This window comes from Nocardioides albertanoniae, from assembly GCF_006716315.1.
Lineage (GTDB): Bacteria > Actinomycetota > Actinomycetes > Propionibacteriales > Nocardioidaceae > Nocardioides > Nocardioides albertanoniae.
In genome coordinates, this window is record NZ_VFOV01000001.1 from 2,874,984 (window position 1) to 2,894,371 (window position 19,388).

Below are 19,388 nucleotides of genomic sequence, written 5' to 3' on the forward strand. Positions count from 1 at the left end.
GTACGCAAGGTTGGTCTCTTTCCCTGGTTGGCGTTGGTTCTAGGACTGGTACACGAGCGCGGCCATCATTCCGGCCTCGGCGTGGTAGATGTTGTGGCAGTGCGCCATCCAGTTGCCGGGGTTGTCGGCTTGGAACTGGATGTTTAGTTTCTGCATCGGCTTGAGCAGAACGGTGTCTTTGCGTAGCCCGTTTGGCAGCGCGAAGGTGTGGCCGTGCAAGTGCATCGGGTGCGTCATCATCGTCATGTTCGAAAGTTGGACCTGGATACGTTTGCCTGGCTGGATCGTCAGCGGCTGGTTCTCGGGGTACGCGGCTCCGTTGACCGCCCAGGCGTATGGGCTCATCTGCCCGGTCAGGGTCAAGGTGAGCTCTTGCTCGATGTCTCGTTCTGGTAGGCGTGCCGATTCTTCCGGGGTCAGGTCGGAGCCGATCAGGATCGCACCGTTGAGTTCGGCGACAGCATCGCCTGGTGTAGGGGCCGCACCAGTGGCCGTGCGGATGAGCGCGAATCCCTGCCCGGTCTTACCGATGGGCTTCGCGATGAGCGGGAAGACACCCTCCCTGAGGGTGACGACCGCGTCGTACCTCTCCCCCATGCCGATATAGAACGCACCGGCTTGTTGCGGTCGGACGGGGAAGCCATCCGTGTGGGTGAGTGACAACGTGTGGTCGCCGACGGCGACGGCGAAGATCGTGTCGGCTGCGGCGTTGATGAACCTCAGCCGCACCCGCTGACCGGGCTTGGCGCGCAGGACGTCCGGGCTCGAGCCGACTCGTCCGTTGATCAGGTAGTGGGGGTAGTCGACGTCACCGGCGTCGCCGAAAGGTGACTCCGGAGACCCCATCGACATTCCGTCCATACCGTCCATACCGTCCATCCCAGGCATCGAGGAACCGGACCCCATGTCCATGCCATCCATTCCACCCATGGGACCGGCAGAACCGGAACTGGTGGCGACCAAGCCGGCGAGGACGTCGTCGGGAGTCGTGCCGGTGCCGTCGATCCAGTCGTCGAGAATGACGATCCACTCGTCGTCGTAGTCGCCCGGTTCGGCGGGGTCGTCGATCACGATCGGGGCATACAGACCGCGGTCGAGCTGTACCCCGACGTGTGGATGGTAGAAGTACGTCCCCGGATCGGGGGCGACAAACTCGTAGACGAATCGCGACTGCGGCGTGATCGGATCTTGGGTGAGGCCGGGCACACCGTCGGCAGCGTTGCGTAGCGCGATGCCGTGCCAGTGGATGCTGGTGTCGGTCGGGAGCTGGTTGTCAACGGTGATCCGCACCAGGTCTCCCGCGGTCGCCCGGACCAGCGGCCCAGGGACCGTGTCGCCGTACGCCCATGTGTTCATGGTCGTGCCACCGAGGTCGATCGTCGTGGCCCGCGGTGTCAAGGTGCGCTCAACCACCCGTTTCCCCGCAGGCTGAGTCATCGGTGACTGGGTGGGCAGAGCGAGGCCCGACGGCTGCATCGCGGGGTTGCCCGAGCAGGCGGCGAGCAGGCCGCTGCTGGCGCTGCCCGCAGCGCCGAGCAGGAGCGAACGGCGCGAGAGCCTCATGAAAGCCGCTCTTCGTCGCTGAAGTCCGGATCAAGGTCAAGCTCGCCGCTTGCGAACCTGTGGTCGAGCGTGCCCCGCAGATCATGGCCAGCGTCTCGGGTGCGCGAGCCGATGATCGCGCGACAGACGAGGACGACCACAGCCCACACGGCCGCGAGCCCGAGAACCACCCAGATCCAGGTCACGTCCCATGCACCGTCCGTCATGGCTCCAGCCTGGAGGTCGACCTTTGTGATTGGCTCGCAGATTTCATGAAGGTTTGACGAAGGTCGGCTCGCGGAGGACCTGAGCCGGTCGCGATCGTCGTCGACGGCAGTCAGAATGGGGTCATGAGCAGCCACGCCCACGAGCCGCCGCCGCATGCCGCTGACCCCGTGTGCGGGATGAGTGTCGACCCAGCGAACACGCCGCACTCGGTGACCTACCGCGGCGAGCGCTATTTCTTTTGCTCCGCCGGCTGCCGACAACGGTTCATGGCCGATCCGGTCACCTACGCCGGGGACGCTACGCCCCCCGCCGACCACGACCACAACGCCAGCTACGGCCACCAGACGCCTGACCGGCACGCACACGCGGATCACGACCAACACCATCACGAGGAGCACCACCCTCATGCGGAGGCGTCGGCCCAACCCGCGGAGGCTTCCGCGCCGCCTGCCACTGAGTGGACGTGCCCGATGCATCCAGAGATCCGCCGTCCCGGTCCGGGCGCCTGCCCGATCTGCGGGATGGCGTTGGAGCCACTGATAGCGAGCGTCGAGGAGGGCCCAAGTCCCGAGCTGCGGGATATGACTCGCCGGTTCTGGGTCGGTGTCGCTCTGGCCGTACCGGTAGTGGTCTTGGAGATGGGTGGTCATTTTGTCGACGCGATTGGCGAGGCCATCCCGCAGTCGGTGTCGAACTGGATTCAGCTCGTTCTTGCCACACCCGTGGTGTTGTGGGCCGGGTGGCCGTTCTTCGTGCGGGGGTGGGCGTCAGTTCGAACCCGCAATCTGAACATGTTCACGCTGATCGCGATGGGCACCGGGGTGGCATGGCTCTACAGCGTCGTCGCGACGGTGTCACCAGAGATCTTCCCCGACTCCTTCCGTTCGTCTGCTGACATGGCCGACGGCATGGGATCTGGGGCGGTCGATGTCTACTTCGAGGCAGCGTCCGTCATCACCGTTCTCGTGCTGTTGGGGCAGGTGTTGGAGTTGCGAGCCCGCGAGCAGACCTCGGGGGCTATTCGCGCTCTGCTCGATCTCGCTCCGAAGACCGCCCGCCGTGTGCGTGCCGACGGCACCGACGAGGAGATCGGCCTGGACGACGTCATCGTCGGGGACCGACTCCGCGTACGTCCTGGTGACCAGATCCCTGTGGATGCGGTAGTGACGGAAGGCAGGTCGTCGGTCGATGAGGCGATGGTGACCGGTGAATCGATGCCGGTGTCCAAGTCCGAGGGTGACCACGTGATCGGAGGCACCATCAACACCACCGGTGGCCTGTTGGTGCGTGCCGAACGTGTCGGGCGGGACACGATGCTGGCGCGGATCGTGGCGATGGTTGCCGACGCTCAGCGCTCCCGCGCCCCGATCCAGCGCACCGCGGACCGAGTCGCCGGCGTGTTCGTACCCGTCGTGATCGGGATCGCCGTGCTGGCGTTCGTCGTCTGGGCGGTGGTTGGTCCGGAGCCCCGGATGGCCCACGGTCTGGTCGTCGCGGTCGCCGTGCTCATCATCGCCTGCCCGTGTGCGCTCGGCTTGGCCACCCCGATCAGCATCAAGGTCGGCGTAGGTCGTGGAGCCGAGCATGGCGTCCTGATCAGGAACGCCGAGGCGCTGGAGCGAATGGAGAGGGTCGATACGGTCGTGGTCGACAAGACCGGCACCCTGACCGAAGGGAAGCCCTCAGTCACCACGATTGAACTGGCCGACAGGGACGGAGACGTCAACGACGCACTGCGCCTTGCCGCCTCGGTCGAGCGTGCGTCGGAGCATCCCTTGGGGCAAGCGATCCTCGATGCTGCTAAGGAGCGCGAGTTGGGCCTGGCGGATGTGGCCGACTTCGATTCTCCCGTCGGCCGCGGCGTCGCTGGCACCGTGGAGGGCAGGCGGGTCGTACTGGGCAGTGCCCGCTTCCTCGCCGACGAGGGCATCGACCCCATGCCTCTGGTGGCCGTCGCCGATCGGCTCAGGTCCACGGGAGCGACTGCGATTCTCATGGGCACCGATCAGCGGCCCGTTGCCGTGTTCGCGATCGCAGACACCGTCAAGCCGACCACGGCCGAGGCGCTCGCCGACCTCAAGGAACAGGGCGTCGAGGTGGTCATGTTGACCGGCGACAACCGCGTCACCGCTGAGGCCGTCGCCAGCAGTCTGGGAATCACCCGGATCGAGGCCGAGGTCCTACCCGACCGCAAGGCCGAGGTCGTGCAGAAGCTCCAGTCCGAAGGCAAGGTGGTCGCGATGGCAGGAGACGGTGTCAACGACGCCCCCGCCCTGGCCGCGGCCGATGTCGGGCTCGCGATGAGTTCGGGCACCGACGTGGCGATGGAGTCCGCAGGTGTGACCCTGCTCAACGGCGATCTGATGGGCATCGCTCTCGCACGACGGCTCTCGGACAAGACGATGCGCAACATCAAGCAGAACTTGCTGTTCGCCTTCGTCTACAACGTCGCCGGCATCCCGATCGCCGCTGGCGTCCTGTACCCCGTCACTGGCCTCCTGCTGTCCCCGATCATCGCCGCCGCCGCGATGGCCCTGTCTTCCGTCAGCGTGATCAGCAACGCCTTGCGGCTGCGTGGCGTGCACCTCGGCCGATCGGGCACAAGACCGCACCAGGCGACGAGCGAGAGCTGACCTATGACAGCACCCATCCCGGTCCTGGTGGTCGAAGATGAGCGTCCCCTCGCCCAGATCGTGGCCGACTACCTGACCAAGGGCGGATTCGTCGTCACCCAGGTACACAACGGCCCCGACGCGGTCGATCTCGCCCGCACTCAAGACCCCGACCTGATCCTCTTGGACCTGGGTCTACCTGGACTGGACGGCGTAGAGGTGTGCCGCATCATCCGCACATTCTCTGACTGTTACATCATCATGCTCACCGCCCGCGAGGACGAGATCGACAAGCTCATCGGTTTGGGCGTGGGAGCCGACGATTACATCACCAAGCCGTTCTCCCCACGCGAAGTCGTAGCTCGAGCCCAGGCGGCGGTACGACGCCCACGGCTCAGCAAGCTCACAACACCGCAGACCGGCGACCTGCTCCGCTTCAACGGACTCACCCTCGACCTCGCGGCCCGTGAAGTCAGCCTCAGCGACGGGCCTGTGCACCTGACCCGGACCGAGTTCGATCTACTCGTTGCCCTCGCGCAGGCTCCTCGGCGGGTCTTCTCCCGACGCCAACTCGTCGATGCCGTCTGGGGCGAAGGATGGGGCGGTGACGAGCACATCGTCGACGTCCACATCGCTCACCTGCGCAGCAAACTGGGCGAGGCCGCCACCGAGCCCCTCTTCATTGACACCGTCCGCGGGGTCGGCTACCGGTTCAAGACGGATCAGATCAAGACAGTGCAGAGCCGATGAGGCTACGGCAATTGCGGATCGGAACCCGGCTCGTCCTGGCGCAGGCGTTGGTCCTGCTCGCTGCGATTGTTACCGCCGGAGTTATCGCCGCTGTTGTGGGGCCGCCCCTGTTCCATGAGCACATGCTCCAGGCAGACCACGCGCCCGACCCGTCCGAACTCGAGCACGTCGAACGTGCATTCCAGACGGCGAGCATCATCTCCCTGGGTATCGCCATCGTCGCCGCCGCGGCCCTGGCGTTGGCGGTCAGCTGGTTCCTGAGCCGACGGTTCCAGGAACCGTTGACTCGGCTGCAGCGCGCCGCCGCAGAGGTGGCCGCCGGCCGCTATGCGACCCGTGTCCCCGTCGGTGACGCCGGGCCTGAGCTCGACGCGCTGGCGGAGTCGTTCAACACCCTCGGCACTCAACTTGCCAGCACCGAGGACACCCGTCGGCGTCTCCTGTCCGATCTGGCGCACGAACTCCGTACGCCGATCGCGACCCTGCAGGCCTACCTAGAAGGCCTGGACGACGGCGTCAGACATTGGGACCAGACCACGCGCAGCGTCCTGGGTGAGCAGGTGACACGCCTGGCACGCCTCGCCACGGACCTCGACGCGGTCTCCCGAGCCGAGGAGGGCCACCTGCGGCTGACCCTGGAGCCGGCCATCCCAGCAGAGCTGATCGCGGCCGCACGGGACACGGTCGCCGGGCGGTTCGAGGAGAAGCACATCCGGATCGATGTGACGGCGACCGGCTCAGGACAGGTCGAGGTCGACCGGACCCGGTTCCTCCAGGTGCTCACGAACCTTCTCGACAACGCGCGCCGACACACACCGGCAGGCGGAACCGTCACCATCGACACCCAGCGCGAGGAGGACTGGATCACAGTCTCCGTCACCGACACCGGAGACGGAATCCCACCGGCTCAATTGCCACACATCTTCGAGCGCTTCTATCGTGGCGACGCTGCCCGCAGCCGCGACGAACAAGGATCCGGGATCGGCCTCACCATCAGCCGCGCAATCGTCGAGGCACACGGAGGGCGCCTCGACGCATATAGCCACGGGCCCGGTAGAGGCGCAACCTTCACAATCAGGATCCCAACCCTGGCGGTTAACGGAGAGGGTGCGTCATCCTGCCTCCGCGGTAGCGGACAGGGATGAGTCGCTCCACCTCCGAGGACGGCGGCGACATCCTCCTGGCTCCTGGGCTCGAGCACGGGGCAGCCCACGCCGATCACCACGACCGCCACAATCAGGCTCGGCCCGCCCCCGTTCGGTCCGCCACACCAACCCCCATCTACTATCCTTCATAGTTGATAATAGATGGGGCGCCCCTGCCATCTCGAAACTGGAGCAGCGAAGGATGTACCGCCGATGACCGCCCACACCAGCGACCGCAAGCTGGGGCTTTCCCCGAAAGCCCGTCGCGTCATGCTTCCAATGCTCGCCCTCGCGCTCGCCGCGATGATCGTGGGCACGCTGCTGACCCGCGGCGGCGACATGGCTGGTCCGGTCGTGGGTGATGACTTGCATGTGGTGGGCGAGCTGGATGGTCGACTGTTCGTCGGTGGGCACGGCGGCGCGGGTTCCCGCCGCATCACCGGTGGTTGGACGCAGATCGACACCCTCGACAACAAGGACGTCATGGCCTGGGCTCAATCGGGCGGCGGGATTCTGGCAGGTGGTCACGCGGGGCTGTATCGCTCCAGCGACGGCTCAACGTTTGCAGCTGTGCCGGGTCTTCCGCTTTCAGATGTACACGCACTAGGTGCTGCCGACGAGCGGGTCTATCTCGGCTCGCCGGCCGGCGTTCTCGTCTCCGATAACGCCGGCCGGTCTTTCCAACGTGCGAGCAGCGCCGGGCACGATCTGATGGGATCGATCTGGGTTGACCCTGCAGATCCCGACGTCGCCATCGCCCCTTCGATGAAGTCGGGTGCCGTCAAGACAACGAATGGTGGTGCGACATGGGCTCCGATAGGGTCGTTGCCCGGATCCATGGCGGTCGCTGTCGACGGTTCAGGCGAACGGCTCGTCATCATCGGAATGGGCGGCGCTGAGTCCAGCGATGACGGAGGTACGACCTGGTCAACCCTGGATGTGCCTGAGGGCACGAGCGCGGCCGCCTACACTTCTAAGGGCGATCTCGTGGTGGCCACCATGTCAGGTGACCGCGCAAAGGTCTTCCGGGCCGTAGACGGCGAGTGGGATTCGCTGACGTGAAAGCAGATCACTAGGAAGGGACGAGCATGCGTCCACTGGGCGAACTCGAGGCTGTCGTCATGGAGCACCTGTGGTCCACCGACGACGCCTTGACCGTACGCGAGGTGCTGGGGCGCATCGACCGCGAGCCGCCCCTGGCATACACGACGGTGCTGACCGTCATGGACAACCTCCACCGCAAAGGATTTCTGGAGCGGGTGAAAGCGGGCCGTGCCTTCCGATATCAGCCGACGAAGGGACGGGCGGAACACACCGCTGACCTGATGCATGAGCTGCTCAGCGACAGCGGTGACAGCTCAATCACGCTGATGCGGTTCCTTGACCGGATGTCAGACAATGAGGTCGAGCGGCTGAAGCGAGCACTGAATGATTAGCGCCGCACTGCTCCTTGTCTTCGCTGTGACCGCAGGCACGTGGGGCGCAGCCATGCTCACCCAGTCGACCTGGACGACCTCGGCCCCTCGATTGGCGATCGCGGCGTGGCAGGCCCTGGCCTCATCGGTTCTGCTGAGCCTGCTCGCCCTTGGCATTGCGTTGTCGATCGGGTTCCAGCACGTCCGAGGTGACATCGCGCGACTGTTCGATCTGTGCGCCGAGAATCTGAAGCACGGCTACTCCTCCCCAGGCGGCGCATTTCTGGCGACGCTCGGACTGGCCACGGCCGGCGTGTTGTTGGGCCGGATACTGTGGTGCGCTTTCCGTGTCTCGCTACAGGACCGACGTGAACGCCGAGCACGCGTTGCAGTCCTCGACGTGCTTGGCCGCTCGGACATCGTCCCAGGCGTCCTGGTGTTGGACCACGAAGCGCCCTACGCGTTCTGCATCGGCGGCAAGAGACACCGGGTCGTGGTCACAAGCGGTCTGCTCGCGACACTCGACAAGCGGGAGATCGACGCTGTTCTCGCCCACGAGGCAGCCCACCTGCGACAGCGACACCACCTCGCGCTGGTGACGTGTCGCGCGTTGTTCGGAGCCCTGGCGCCATTCTTTCCCGCATTCCGTGCAGCGATGCGGCACGTCCACCTCTTCGCCGAGCTGTCCGCCGACGACTGCGCCCGCCGCCAGATCGGCGCCAGGTCCCTTCGCTCTGCACTTGAGCGTCTCGCCGTCCTCCCATCGCCCACGGGCGCTATGGCGGCAAGTGGTAGCGACGTCGAGCAGCGCTTGCGCCGGCTAGACGACAACGCCGTGACCTTGCGCAGCCACGTCGCGATCTTCACGGGGCTCGCCATCGCGACACTCGTGGTCATTCCACTGTCACTCGTAGCGGCGCCCGCAGTTGCCATGGCTTGGAAGGGCATCTGCCTCATCGGCTGATCCCGCCGCTCACCCCACGTCGGGGTCCGAGCGGAATGGCTTAGACGGATAGCCCGTGTCGAAATGCATGTAGTCGGGGACATCGATGTCTTGCCAGATCCACCCTTCCTGGCGGAACGCCTTCCAGACCACGCCACCTCGGACGATCACTCCAGGGCCTTCCTTACGCGCCCGATTCTCGTCAGAGGGAAACCAGCACTTGCAGCGAAGGTCCTTCCAGGGGTTCTCGAACGGGTTGATGTCGATCGCCCGCCCGTTTGCGTGAGGAGACTCCCGAAATGGTGCGTTGATCTGGTCCGCCGTGCGGCAGTTGTACGCGGAGGTGTTGTCGTCGGCAAGACTGGCATTCGCGTCGCCGTCGTACTTCTCCACTGGCCGCATCTTCCGAATCGGAAATCGAGCGTCGTACAGAGCACTGAAGATTCGGGCCACACTGGCCGCCACATCCCGGTTGACGACCAACTGACCGCGCTGTTTTACACCCTCGAAGTCGACGAAGCTCACCCACACGGAACGCAGTTGACCGCGTCGCACGATGGGACACCCCGGTCGAACCATTCCCGCCCTCTTCATCGCCTGCCACTGACGTAGGGGAATCGGTTCGATCACTGGGTTGGCGGAGTCCAACGGCGATGGCTTCCCAGACGGGCTCGCAGACCCCGTCGCAGATGTGGTCTTTTGCCCTTTCTGCTGGTCGCGGTCCTCCGCGCTGGCGCATCCCGAGAGCACCAAGGGCAGGACCAGTATGGCGGCCACCCGTCGGACCGACCTCACACCATCTCCGACAGATCGCGTTCGAAGTGGGAGAGGCGTTGCCCATCGGCTCCTGTTGCGTCACGCGTGTGTTGCCAGCCTGATTTCGTGTAGAACGAGCCGGCGCCGTCCGGGCCGGCGACGGTGACCAGACATGCGCGGTCCCGTCCCACGTCGCGCGCCTGAGCCAGGAAGGCGTCCACCAGCAGCGTCCCCAGTCCGAGGCCGCGGGCGTGCTCCGCCACGACGACATTCGATAGCACCGCAATTCGGGGCCCGTCCACGGACTCAATGACGCGGTCGCGGGACCGCCTCAATGCGGTCAAGTATCGGCGTGCCCGCGTCAGGACGAAGCGGGTCAGCACCGTCGGCCTGCGCATCAGACCGAACAGCCCACATGCCGCCAGCGCGACTCCGTGATATGTCAGCAGAAGGCGGCGGTGCTGGACGGGATCCAGGACGCCGACGAGGTAGCCCGATGGCACTCCGGACACCTCGACGATGAGTGCTACGGCCAGCGGACCGTCGAGGAACGTCCGGTAGTAGCGGCGTAGGAACCGCGGTCCGAGACGCGCAAAGAATCCGTTGGGGAAGTGCTGGCGATGAGCGGCAACGACGTCCGGCAGATCCTGCAAGCCCATCCGTCTGATGCTCACGGTCACTTCATCGGCGGGTTCGTTCGGCTCCGTCCCGCCAGTGCCTGGTGCGGTACGTCCTGGTGCAGTACGTCGTAGCAACTGCCTGCCGCCTCCCTAGGTGATCTACTATCATCGATAGTAGATCGTCTTCAGGCTCAGATTTCAAGAAGGAACACCACATGGCACGTACTCGACGCGGACAGAAGAAGAGTGCTGCCGAGAGGCAGTTGTCGAAGTGGACCCGGCGGCGCATCCTGTCGACAGCCCTGTTCGCGGCCGCGGGACTGGTGGCAGTCCAGCACCTGCTCGCGCACGGCGGCTTCCAACCACTTCCGATCTCGATGGGTTGGCAGGATCTCCTGGTCGGCTACCCCATGGCGATCCTGCTCGCGATCGGCGGGGGCATCGCCATGGATCCCGACCCAGGGGCCTGAGGCCGCGTCTCCTGCAGTAGGCACGCCCGCCCTACGGGCGAACGCCATGTTCCGCGAACGCGACCTTCGGATCGATCGGTTCCCCGCCGTCCGGGCGCACCTCGATATGCACGTGAGGGCCGGTGCTGTTGCCGGTACTTCCGACGTCGCCGATTGACTGCCCTCGACCGACCAGCTCGCCGGGATCGACCTCGATGCGTGCCTGATGGCAGTACCAGATCTCGGTACCATCGGGTAGCTCGATGATCGTGCGGTAGCCGTACGAGCCCGCCCAACCGGCCTCGACGACGCGCCCACCTGCCACCGCGACGATCCTCGAACCCCATGACGTCGCAAAGTCCAGGCCCGTATGCGTGTTGCTCCACAATGAGCTTCCCTCGCCGAAAGTGCCGGTGAGGCGATACGAGTCGACCGGGAGCACCCATCGCTCATCCGTACGCTCGACCGCGAGCCTTTCGACATGACGGGGCCGCTCAGGCTTGCCCTTCGGAGGCCGACTAGGGCCGGGAGTGGGAGGTTCGCGCCGCCTATCCACCGAAGGCCGCCGCTCTGCGGACCTACTCACGCTGTCCTGCCGATCGAGCGCCGCCGGCGGCACCGAACTGTCGGCCGTCGGCTCCGTCGATACTGCCGGGTCCACCGAATCTCGAACGACAGAACCGCCGCCCAGAACGCCCGCGACCGCAACGACAGTCAGCACCTGCGGCACTGCCCCTCGCCAGCCGATCGCACCGCGACGTTCGAGTCGATGCCGACCGTCGATCGGCCCCAGCCGATGCGGGGTCACCATAAGTCTTCCAGCGTCAGCCTGCGACCGACCTTGCCTGTTGTCATCAATCCGCTTGTGTCGACCAGGGCGCACCTGTTCTCCTCGTCCCACCGAATCGCGTGCACGACCGCGCCACAGGCATGAAGTGGTGGGTGCCCATAACGGGGAAGCCGGGCACCCACCAAGGGAGGGAGAAATCCCGCTTCTACTATGGACCGTAGTAGATCGGCGGTTGCGGACCAACTCGGGCGTGTCATGTCGAACCAGCCGGGATTCATCCAAGCGAGTTCTCGTTACGCGTGGCGTATGCCTAGTATCGATGCCATGCAGGACCTCCGGACGGCAACGCATACAGGTGGCGCGCGCCTTGCGCTCGCCGCTGTTGCGGTCGCGCTGTTCGGACTCATGTCGATGCACGGCTGGGGGTCCCACGCCGGCGCTCACTCCATGAGTGCCGAGCCCGACGGCGCGAGCGTGCTGGTGGCCGTCGGCCATGGCGGCCCGCACGATCTCGCTGGCGCCGTTAAGAACGAACCCGTGGCCACTCTGCCCGACGGCGCCGCAGGTTCCGAGGTGCCTGGCGGCGTGGGAGATGGGAGCATCCTCGGTCTCTGTCTCGCGATCCTCACCGGATTGATCTTGGGCTTCGCTCTGCTGATGGCCAGGCGCGGCATCCGGGTCCTCAGGCACCTGGTTCCCACCTGGTCGGCCACGATCCTCTACGGACGAGACCGTGACCCGCCCGATCTGCTGCAACTCTGCGTGATCCGCTGCTGATAGGCCCGAGGCACGAGGCACCCATCGGGGTGACTCGGACTTTCGCCTGCCCAGACCCAGATCACACACAGATGGAGCAATACCCATGCGTAAGGCCCTGATGGCCGCGACCCTTGCGGCCGCGCTGATCACTCTCGTTGCGTGCGGCAGCGAGGACAACAGCGCCACCTCCACCGACCACAACGATGCCGACGTCACGTTCGCCCAGCAGATGATTCCGCACCACCAGCAAGCCATCGAGATGGCAGAGATCGCCGAAACCCGGGCCGAGAGCCAAGAGGTCAAGGACCTGGCCGCCGACATCGAGGCGGCGCAAGGCCCGGAGATCGAGACCATGACCGGCTGGCTCGAGAGCTGGGGCGAGGACGTCCCAGACGAGGGCATGCCCGGCATGGACCACGGCGACATGTCTTCGGACGAGATGACCGGGATGATGTCGGAGGAGGACATGACCGAGCTCGAGAACGCCTCTGGCGCCGAGTTCGACCAGATGTTCCTCACGATGATGACCGAGCACCACGAGGGTGCGATCGAGATGGCCCAGACCGAGCAGGCCGACGGCGAGTTCCCCGACGCCAAGGCCATGGCCGCGGACATCGAGACCGCCCAGACCGAGGAGATCCAGACGATGCAGGCACTGCTCAAGTCCTGACCGTCATCCAAGCCGGGCAGGCCCGCGCCTGCCCGGCATCTTCTCAAAACCGGAGCATTCTCATGAACCGAACATCCCGCCTCGCGATGGCGGTCGCCGTGGCAACGGCTCTCCTTTCATCTGCCTGCGCAGCGGACACGGATTCCAACTCCTCGGCGGTAAGCGACAAGGCCGCGGAGGACAGTTCAGTCGGCCACATCCACGGCCTCGGGGTCGACCCCGCCGATGGCAGCCTGTATGTGGCAACCCATTTCGGCCTCTTCCACGTTCCCTACAGCGGCAAGCCGACCCGGGTCGCCGACAGATGGCAAGACACCATGGCCTTCACCGTCGTCGGCCCCGGCCACTTTCTCGGCAGCGGACACCCCGACCTGACCGAGGATCTGCCTCCGTACCTGGGGCTGATCGAGTCCACCGACGCCGGCGAGAGCTGGGCGCCGCTCGCGCTGCAAGGTGAGGCAGACTTCCACATCCTCGAACAGGCCGGCGACGTCCTCTACGCGTACGAAGCCACCACGGAACGCCTGCTCCGCACCGTTGACCGGGAGCGGTTCGAGGAGTTCTACTCGGGCGACCTCATCAGCGTCGCCGCTACCAAGGAACCTGGTCAGCTGTTCGCAACCACCGGTAAGGGCCAGCTGATCAGCATCGATGCGTCCACGGGACAGACCCGCGAACTCGGCGGCCCCATCACCGCCTACCTCGACGCCACTACGGAAGGTGGGCTGGCAGGCATCGGCCCCGACGGCGTCGTCCGGGTCAGCGACGACGCGGGAAAGACGTGGCAGGAGACTGGAGCGATCGGTGGCCAGCCCGCGGCCTTCACGATCACCGAGCAGGGCTGGTACGCCGCCACCTCGGACGAGGCATTCCACTCGGACGACAACGGCGACACCTGGGAACAGGTCCTGTAGGTCGGCGAGACGATGAGCAAGCACCGAACTGCATCTCACCGACGCCGGGAACCGCGCCGCGCCTGGCGCGTAGCTGAGGATTCCGCCGGCAACGCCGGTCTCGCCGTCGCACTCACCGCACTGGCGGTCACCCTCCCGCTCGTCGCGATGGCGCGCGACGGTGATCCCGCCACGAAGAGTGAACACGGCCCGGTTTCGTCGATCGCCGCCTCGCCGAGCTCAGGATCGGAGCTTCCCGACGGCGAGGTCGCCGCAGCCGAAGGCCGTGTCTCCCGACCGAGTGAGCCGCCAGCGTCGTCGGTGGCGATACCCGAACGCGGGTCCGGGAGGTTTGAGGTCGCGGCCGCTCCTTCCGGACCCTCGGAGGACGCGACGACCTACCGGGTCGAGGTAGAGAAGGGAGTGCCGTACGCGACCAAACAGGTCGCTCGTTTCATCGAGAAGACACTCTCTGACGACCGTGGCTGGGCTGCCGAACACCGACTCGCACGCGTCGACGGCCACGCCGACCTGCGGATCGTCCTGGCCACGCCCGAGACCGCCGACGAACTGTGCGCTCCGCTTGACACCGATGGCAGGCTGTCGTGCCGCAACGGCAGCGATGTCGTTCTCAACGCCTGGCGATGGCACTTCGGCGCCGACAGCTACGCCGACAACCTGTCGGCCTACCGTCGCTACGTGGTCAACCACGAGACCGGCCACGCGCTCGGCTACCCGCACGTCGGATGCCCCGGCGACGGCGCGGCCGCGCCGGTGATGCTGCAGCAGACCAAGGGACTGGATGGCTGCACCGCCAATCCCTGGCCTGCCCGGGCGGATCTGATCGATCACTGACCCTGAGCAACTGCCGGGCACGCGCCCCTTGGGGGCATCGCCACAACGCAGTGCGACGGCGCAACTCCGGTCCGCGATGTCCAACCCGCGCGACAAGAATGTTGTTGCAAGTGAGTGGCGATAAGGTGCTGACGTGTTTATGAGCGCCCGCCACCGGGAACGAACCGCGCTGCTGGCGATGGCGTGCGTGGTCGTCGTATTGAACATCGTCGGCTGGGTCGTCCTGATCGCGGTGGTCGCGCCCCAGGAATACCGGGTCGGCGGTTCCGGTGTGTTCGGCGTGGGCCTGGGAGTGACGGCGTTCCTACTGGGTGTCCGACATGCCTTCGATGCCGACCACATCGCGGCGATCGACAACACCGCGCGCAAACTGGTGGGTGAGGACAGGCCCGCCAGCGGCGTGGGTTTCTGGTTCTCGTTGGGCCACTCCAGTGTCGTCTTCGGGCTTTCCCTGTTACTCGCTGTCGGGGTGAGTGCGCTCGCCGGCCCGGTGCAGAACGACGACTCCACGTTACAAACCACACTCGGTCTGGTGGGCACGCTTACCGCCGGGACCTTCCTCATCGTGATCGGGCTGACCAATCTGAGCGCACTGTTCGGCATCGTGCACGTATTCCGGCACATGCGAGCCGGAACCTTCGACGAGGACAAGCTCGAGCACCACCTGCACCAACGCGGCCTCATGGCCCGGCTCTTCAACCGGGCCACCCGCCGGGTCACCAAGCCCCGCCACCTCTACCCGATCGGTTTGCTGATGGGCCTCGGGTTCGACACCGCGACCCAAGTCGCGCTCCTGGTCCTCGCGGGCGGCACGGCCAGCACGCTGCCGTGGTATGCCATCTTGGTGCTCCCGGTCCTATTCGCTGCTGGGATGACCCTCTTCGACACCGCCGACGGCGTCTTCATGGCCCACGCCTACAAGTGGGCGTTCCTCAGCCCGGTCCGGAAGGTCTACTACAACCTGACCGTCACAACGTTGTCTGTGGTGGTCGCTCTGGTGATCGGCGGCATCGTCCTGCTGCAGCTGCTCGCTGAGCAGTTCCATCTCACCGCCTTGTCGTGGGTGACGCGGCTCGACCTGCAGTACGTCGGCTACCTCCTGGTCGGCCTCTTCGTCGTGGTCTGGACGATCAGCCTGTTCGCGTGGAAGCTCGGCCGTTTCGAAGAGCGAATCGAGATCCGCCCCACCGAATCAGCCACACCTCTTTAGAGGTCTGGCTGATCGATGAGCTCATCGAGTGGGTCCGGCTCGGCAGAACTGGGATGGTCGCCTTGACCTCGACGTTGTCGATCGCCGAGATGACCCAGGTGGTCGTGGGTGGCTGCACTGCCATTCCCTGGCCGCCCGGGTGGATCTGGTTGGACACTGACCTCGGTGATTCTTGGGTGCGTGGCGCTCATGGATAGGCCGCGGGCGGGTACCTCTTGGGCATCGGGCCATCCGGCTCGTCGACAACAGTGCCATTGACGAGAGGGAGTGCCATGCACACCGTCGAGCAGATGCTGAAGACCTACCCCAAGGACTTAGGCGGCATCGACACCGCCAAGCTCGCTGCGACGATCCAGAGCCTGGTCGAATGCGCCCAGGCCTGCACAGCGTGCGCGGATGCCTGCCTGAGCGAAGACACCGTCGCAGACCTGACCAAGTGCGTCCGCAGCAACCTGGACTGCGCCGACGCATGCTCGGCAACCGCGAACATCCTGTCGCGCCACACCGGCTACGACGCCAACATCACCAGGACGTTCCTGCAGGCTTGCGCGACGGCGTGCAAGGCCTGTGGTGACGAGTGCTCGCGCCACGCCGACATGCACGAGCACTGCCGCGCCTGCGCCGAGGCGTGCCGATCGTGCGAGCAGGCATGCCGCGATCTGATCGCGAACCTGGGCTGACAAGGTCCTTCAGGCTGACGTCGACGTACGCGTCGGTGCGGCACGAGAACGCGCCGCCTGCTCCTTGCGCCACCCGTACTTCGTCAGGCCGCGAGGCTTGTAGAGGTTCAGGACGAGGATGCCGATCAGCATGACGAGCCCGATGACGGCGTGTGCGATGTCACTGCCCATCGCGAGCAGCCCCTCCTCCTCGAGCGTCCGCGCCCGATCGGCCTCGACGGTGACGTCGGGCATATGCATGATGAGGACGGCCGTCAGTATGACCGTGCCCACCAGCGAGATGAGCACCCAGTAATGGCGTAGCAGCCCCCACTTCGTCACCGCTCCCATCAGCACGCCGGTGGCGAGCGACCCGAGCGCGAGCGGCACGATCGCGTACCAGCCGACGAGCTCCATGCCGATCCAGGCCGCTCTCACAACCTCGGGATCACCCGTGGCCGGCACTGCGAAGGCCAGCGCCAAGTAGGCGCATACTGCGCCGATCCAGCCGACCGAGCAGCTCAGGTGCAGAGCCAGCAGGAGCCGGCGTACGCGGGGGCCGACAGTCACAGGCTGATCCCGCGAATGGCCGCTTCCGCTGCCGGAGCGGAGTGCATCCCGCCGCCGTGACGTCCCGGCCCATGCTCGCCGCCGAGGAGAATCATTGCCAGCACGGCGAGCACGATCACGGCCAGCAGTGCCCCGAGGAGGAGCTTGACCCACGACGGCATGCCTGGGGGCATCTCGTGCTCACCCGAAGCGGTCGGTGTCTGGTTGTCGCCGGGCGCCATCGCGCACTCTCCTCGTTTGTAAGACATTGTGTCTACGTAAGTGTGCGTGGTGTCTTGCTCTGCGACAAGGCGTATCGTTGATCCATGCCGAAGCTTTGGAAGGACACCGTCGAGGAGCACCGGCATGACGTGCGGACGGCGATCCTAGAGACCGCTTGGGCGCTCGCGCGCGAGCGGGGTGTCCGAGGAATCACGATGGCCCTCGTCGCCGAGCAGACGGGCATCAGCCGCGCGACGCTGTACAAGTACTTTCACGGCATCGACGAGATGCTCGTCGCCGGTCATGCCGAGCACGTCGCGCAGCACCTCTCCCACCTCGAAGCGGTCCGCAGCGAGGCGCCGACTGCCGGAGCCGGGTTGCGCGCGATGCTCCAGGGCTACGCAGGAATCTGTTTCCACCGGGGAGCATCAGCCACAGCCGACCTGCACGGCCTGGTCCACCGTGGCGAGGAGCACGAGCGCAACAGCGCGGATGTGATGACCCTGTTCACCAAGGCCGTGCGCGACGCACAGGACCGCGGACAGGCGCGAACCGACATAGCGGCCGAGGAACTGGCCGCCTACAGCCTGCACGCACTCGAGGCTGCCGGGCAGGCACGGGCGGCGAGCGCGATCGACCACCTGGTCGAGCTCGTCGCGGAATCTCTGCACCTGCATGGGAAGACCGTCGGGTCCGAGAGCGACTAGGACCCGACGGCCAACACCATGCCCTGGTCTGCCCGAGGCCTCAACTGCAGGCAGGTACCGGCCCCAGGATTGAGGGACTCACACAGCGTGCACGCATGAGCACTGGCACGCGGCGAGGGTGCCTTCGGCTGTCTCCGCAGCCGTGCGGACGAGCACATCGACACCGCCGCGATCCGCAGCGCTGGATGATTCAGTGATCGGCTCGGCCGCCGATGCTCCTTCGTCCAGTGCTGCTTCTTCGCGGGTCCACAGGGCCGGTGCTGCGGCGGCGCCGATCGCGGCGAGGATGGCGAGGATGGTCCAGGTGGTGGGGAACCCGGCGTTGGTGGCAACCCATCCTGCGATCGGATAGGTGATCAGCCAGGCGAGGTGCGAGAGGGAGAACTGGGCGGCGAAGACCTCGGGGATGGCATCGGGTTCGACCGCGCGCCGCAGCACTTGGCCGGTCGGGGTGATGATGAGCGCCATCCCGCCGCCGATCGTGACCCAGATGAGCGCGGTGAGCTGCGGAAGGGCGAGATCCAGCGCGACCGTTGCCAGGGCCGCGGCGACTGCGATGACCAGCACGGTAGCGCCAGTGAGCATCACGATCCGTTCCCCGGTGCGGTCGAGGATTCTGGGGAGGACGAGGGCTGCCAGGAGGGTGCCGGTTCCTGAGGCGGCGAGCATCCAGGCCACGTCGGACTGTGTTCCACCGAGCACGTCACGGACGTAGTTGACGGTGTTGACGACGACGATGGATCCGGCGGCAGCAACCACGAGGTTCAGCGCCATCACTGCGCGCAGGCTGGGCGTGGCGGCGAAGGTCCGGATCCCGGAGACAACCCGGTCCACGGCGCTGACGTGCGCGCTCGGGCGGGCGTTGGGGATGCGGGTGGAGAGCACGAGCACCGCGGAGGCGGCGAACCCGAGCGAGGTGCCGAGGAACAGCAGGTTGAAGGACATGAGCGAGAGTGCGACTGCCGCGAGCACCGGGCTCAGCAGACTCTCCATGGTGTAGGCCACCTGCGAGGCAGAGAGGGCGCGCGTGTAGTCGGCCTCTTCGGTGACGATGTCAGGGATGACGGCCTGGAACGTGGGGGTGAATGCCGCAGACGCTGTTTGTAGGACACCGATCAGCACATAGATCTGCCAGACCTCGGTGACGAACGGCAGGGCAAGGACCACCAAGGCACGGACCACGTCGAGGATGGTGAGGAACAAGCGCCGAGGCAGCCGATCGACGTACGCCGCTGCCAGGGGCGCGACCACGACGTAGGCGACCATCTTGATGGTCAGTGCGGTTGCGAGCACCGCGCCGGCGCGAGGACCGGCCAGGTCGTAGGCGAGCAGACCCAGCGCGACGGTGGCCAGACCGGTTCCGAACAGTGCGATCACCTGCGCGCTGAACAGGCGTCGGTAGTCGCGGATCGCGAACAACCCCATGGTTCTAACCTTTCTCAGGCCAGGCCGCTTTCATGGCCTGGCGTCGTGGTTTCTCTCGAAGAGAACATGTCTCGCGTCGCTGTCCCTGGTCTGTCCGGCCACCGTCCAGCCGGAGCGCCTTCTCCGCTCTGGACGGCGACCGTGGGTTGGGCGCTATTGGCGCCCGGCAGAGCTACTCGTCGTGGATCC

22 protein-coding genes are annotated in these 19,388 nt (G+C 66.0%); 14 read left to right on the forward strand and 8 right to left on the reverse strand.

Features of this window, described 5'->3' with window-relative positions:
- Window positions 1-39: 39 nt before the first annotated feature.
- Window positions 40-1,563: a multicopper oxidase family protein gene (locus FB381_RS13805; protein ID WP_141780809.1), complete on the reverse strand. Its 1,524-nt coding sequence runs from the start codon at window positions 1,561-1,563 to the stop codon at window positions 40-42.
- Window positions 1,560-1,769 carry a hypothetical protein gene (locus FB381_RS13810; RefSeq protein WP_141780810.1) on the reverse strand — a complete coding sequence of 70 codons (210 nt, stop codon included), beginning with the start codon at window positions 1,767-1,769 and terminating at the stop codon, window positions 1,560-1,562. Before FB381_RS13810 ends, FB381_RS13805 begins: the two co-directional genes overlap by 4 nt.
- Before the next feature lie 123 nt (window positions 1,770-1,892).
- On the opposite strand from FB381_RS13810, the gene FB381_RS13815 reads away from it, so the two are divergent.
- From FB381_RS13815 to FB381_RS13840, 6 genes are all read left to right on the forward strand, one after another.
- Window positions 1,893-4,403 carry a heavy metal translocating P-type ATPase gene (locus FB381_RS13815; protein WP_141780811.1) on the forward strand — a complete coding sequence of 837 codons (2,511 nt, stop codon included), beginning with the start codon at window positions 1,893-1,895 and terminating at the stop codon, window positions 4,401-4,403.
- Window positions 4,404-4,406: 3 nt separating this feature from the next.
- On the forward strand, window positions 4,407-5,132 hold the full coding sequence (locus FB381_RS13820; protein ID WP_141780812.1) for a response regulator transcription factor: 726 nt from the start codon (window positions 4,407-4,409) through the stop codon (window positions 5,130-5,132).
- A gap of 11 nt (window positions 5,133-5,143) precedes the next feature.
- Complete coding sequence (locus tag FB381_RS13825) at window positions 5,144-6,277, forward strand: HAMP domain-containing sensor histidine kinase (RefSeq protein WP_246088107.1); 1,134 nt, start codon at window positions 5,144-5,146, stop codon at window positions 6,275-6,277.
- A gap of 213 nt (window positions 6,278-6,490) precedes the next feature.
- Window positions 6,491-7,339, forward strand: a complete 849-nt coding sequence (locus FB381_RS13830; protein WP_141780814.1) for a sialidase family protein — start codon at window positions 6,491-6,493, stop codon at window positions 7,337-7,339.
- Window positions 7,340-7,365: 26 nt separating this feature from the next.
- Window positions 7,366-7,713, forward strand: a complete 348-nt coding sequence (locus tag FB381_RS13835) for a BlaI/MecI/CopY family transcriptional regulator (RefSeq protein WP_141780815.1) — start codon at window positions 7,366-7,368, stop codon at window positions 7,711-7,713.
- Window positions 7,714-7,738: 25 nt separating this feature from the next.
- Window positions 7,739-8,656: a M56 family metallopeptidase gene (locus FB381_RS13840; RefSeq protein WP_170225154.1), complete on the forward strand. Its 918-nt coding sequence runs from the start codon at window positions 7,739-7,741 to the stop codon at window positions 8,654-8,656.
- A 9-nt stretch (window positions 8,657-8,665) separates the two neighbouring features.
- Here the strand turns inward: FB381_RS13840 and FB381_RS13845 are convergent, their stop codons facing one another.
- The gene (locus FB381_RS13845; RefSeq protein ID WP_246088108.1) at window positions 8,666-9,160 is read right to left on the reverse strand and encodes a M15 family metallopeptidase; all 495 of its coding nucleotides are present in this window, start codon (window positions 9,158-9,160) and stop codon (window positions 8,666-8,668) included.
- A 266-nt stretch (window positions 9,161-9,426) separates the two neighbouring features.
- Window positions 9,427-10,050: a GNAT family N-acetyltransferase gene (locus FB381_RS13850; RefSeq protein WP_211352430.1), complete on the reverse strand. Its 624-nt coding sequence runs from the start codon at window positions 10,048-10,050 to the stop codon at window positions 9,427-9,429.
- Window positions 10,051-10,226: 176 nt separating this feature from the next.
- On the opposite strand from FB381_RS13850, the gene FB381_RS13855 reads away from it, so the two are divergent.
- Entirely contained in the window at window positions 10,227-10,481 is a 255-nt protein-coding gene (locus FB381_RS13855; RefSeq protein WP_141780818.1) for a hypothetical protein, read from the forward strand.
- A gap of 31 nt (window positions 10,482-10,512) precedes the next feature.
- Here the strand turns inward: FB381_RS13855 and FB381_RS23915 are convergent, their stop codons facing one another.
- Complete coding sequence (locus FB381_RS23915; protein WP_170225155.1) at window positions 10,513-10,902, reverse strand: M23 family metallopeptidase; 390 nt, start codon at window positions 10,900-10,902, stop codon at window positions 10,513-10,515.
- A gap of 672 nt (window positions 10,903-11,574) precedes the next feature.
- On the opposite strand from FB381_RS23915, the gene FB381_RS13865 reads away from it, so the two are divergent.
- The 6 genes from FB381_RS13865 (at window position 11,575) to FB381_RS13890 (ending at window position 16,317) form a co-directional block, all read left to right on the forward strand.
- Window positions 11,575-12,027, forward strand: a complete 453-nt coding sequence (locus FB381_RS13865) for a DUF6153 family protein (RefSeq protein ID WP_141780820.1) — start codon at window positions 11,575-11,577, stop codon at window positions 12,025-12,027.
- Window positions 12,028-12,112: 85 nt separating this feature from the next.
- A complete protein-coding gene (locus FB381_RS13870) occupies window positions 12,113-12,679 on the forward strand; it encodes a DUF305 domain-containing protein (RefSeq protein WP_141780821.1) in 567 nt (188 codons plus the stop codon).
- Window positions 12,680-12,765: 86 nt separating this feature from the next.
- Window positions 12,766-13,593, forward strand: coding sequence for a F510_1955 family glycosylhydrolase (locus FB381_RS13875; protein ID WP_246088109.1), 828 nt, complete (start codon window positions 12,766-12,768; stop codon window positions 13,591-13,593).
- Between the two features lie 147 nt (window positions 13,594-13,740).
- The gene (locus FB381_RS13880; protein WP_170225156.1) at window positions 13,741-14,427 is read left to right on the forward strand and encodes a DUF3152 domain-containing protein; all 687 of its coding nucleotides are present in this window, start codon (window positions 13,741-13,743) and stop codon (window positions 14,425-14,427) included.
- Window positions 14,428-14,566: 139 nt separating this feature from the next.
- Complete coding sequence (gene nicT / locus FB381_RS13885; RefSeq protein ID WP_211352431.1) at window positions 14,567-15,637, forward strand: Nickel transporter NicT; 1,071 nt, start codon at window positions 14,567-14,569, stop codon at window positions 15,635-15,637.
- A 290-nt stretch (window positions 15,638-15,927) separates the two neighbouring features.
- Window positions 15,928-16,317, forward strand: coding sequence for a four-helix bundle copper-binding protein (locus FB381_RS13890; protein ID WP_246088110.1), 390 nt, complete (start codon window positions 15,928-15,930; stop codon window positions 16,315-16,317).
- Between the two features lie 9 nt (window positions 16,318-16,326).
- Here the strand turns inward: FB381_RS13890 and FB381_RS13895 are convergent, their stop codons facing one another.
- Both FB381_RS13895 and FB381_RS13900 read right to left on the reverse strand, forming a co-directional pair.
- Complete coding sequence (locus FB381_RS13895) at window positions 16,327-16,866, reverse strand: DUF2269 domain-containing protein (RefSeq protein ID WP_141780825.1); 540 nt, start codon at window positions 16,864-16,866, stop codon at window positions 16,327-16,329.
- Window positions 16,863-17,114 (reverse strand): hypothetical protein, encoded by a 252-nt coding sequence (locus tag FB381_RS13900; protein ID WP_211352432.1) that lies wholly within the window; start codon window positions 17,112-17,114, stop codon window positions 16,863-16,865. Before FB381_RS13900 ends, FB381_RS13895 begins: the two co-directional genes overlap by 4 nt.
- A gap of 57 nt (window positions 17,115-17,171) precedes the next feature.
- Between FB381_RS13900 and FB381_RS13905 the strand changes: the two genes are divergently transcribed.
- Window positions 17,172-17,774, forward strand: coding sequence for a TetR/AcrR family transcriptional regulator (locus FB381_RS13905; RefSeq protein WP_141780826.1), 603 nt, complete (start codon window positions 17,172-17,174; stop codon window positions 17,772-17,774).
- A 78-nt stretch (window positions 17,775-17,852) separates the two neighbouring features.
- Here the strand turns inward: FB381_RS13905 and FB381_RS13910 are convergent, their stop codons facing one another.
- Window positions 17,853-19,199, reverse strand: a complete 1,347-nt coding sequence (locus tag FB381_RS13910; protein WP_141780827.1) for an MFS transporter — start codon at window positions 19,197-19,199, stop codon at window positions 17,853-17,855.
- Between the last annotated feature and the right edge of the window lie 189 nt (window positions 19,200-19,388).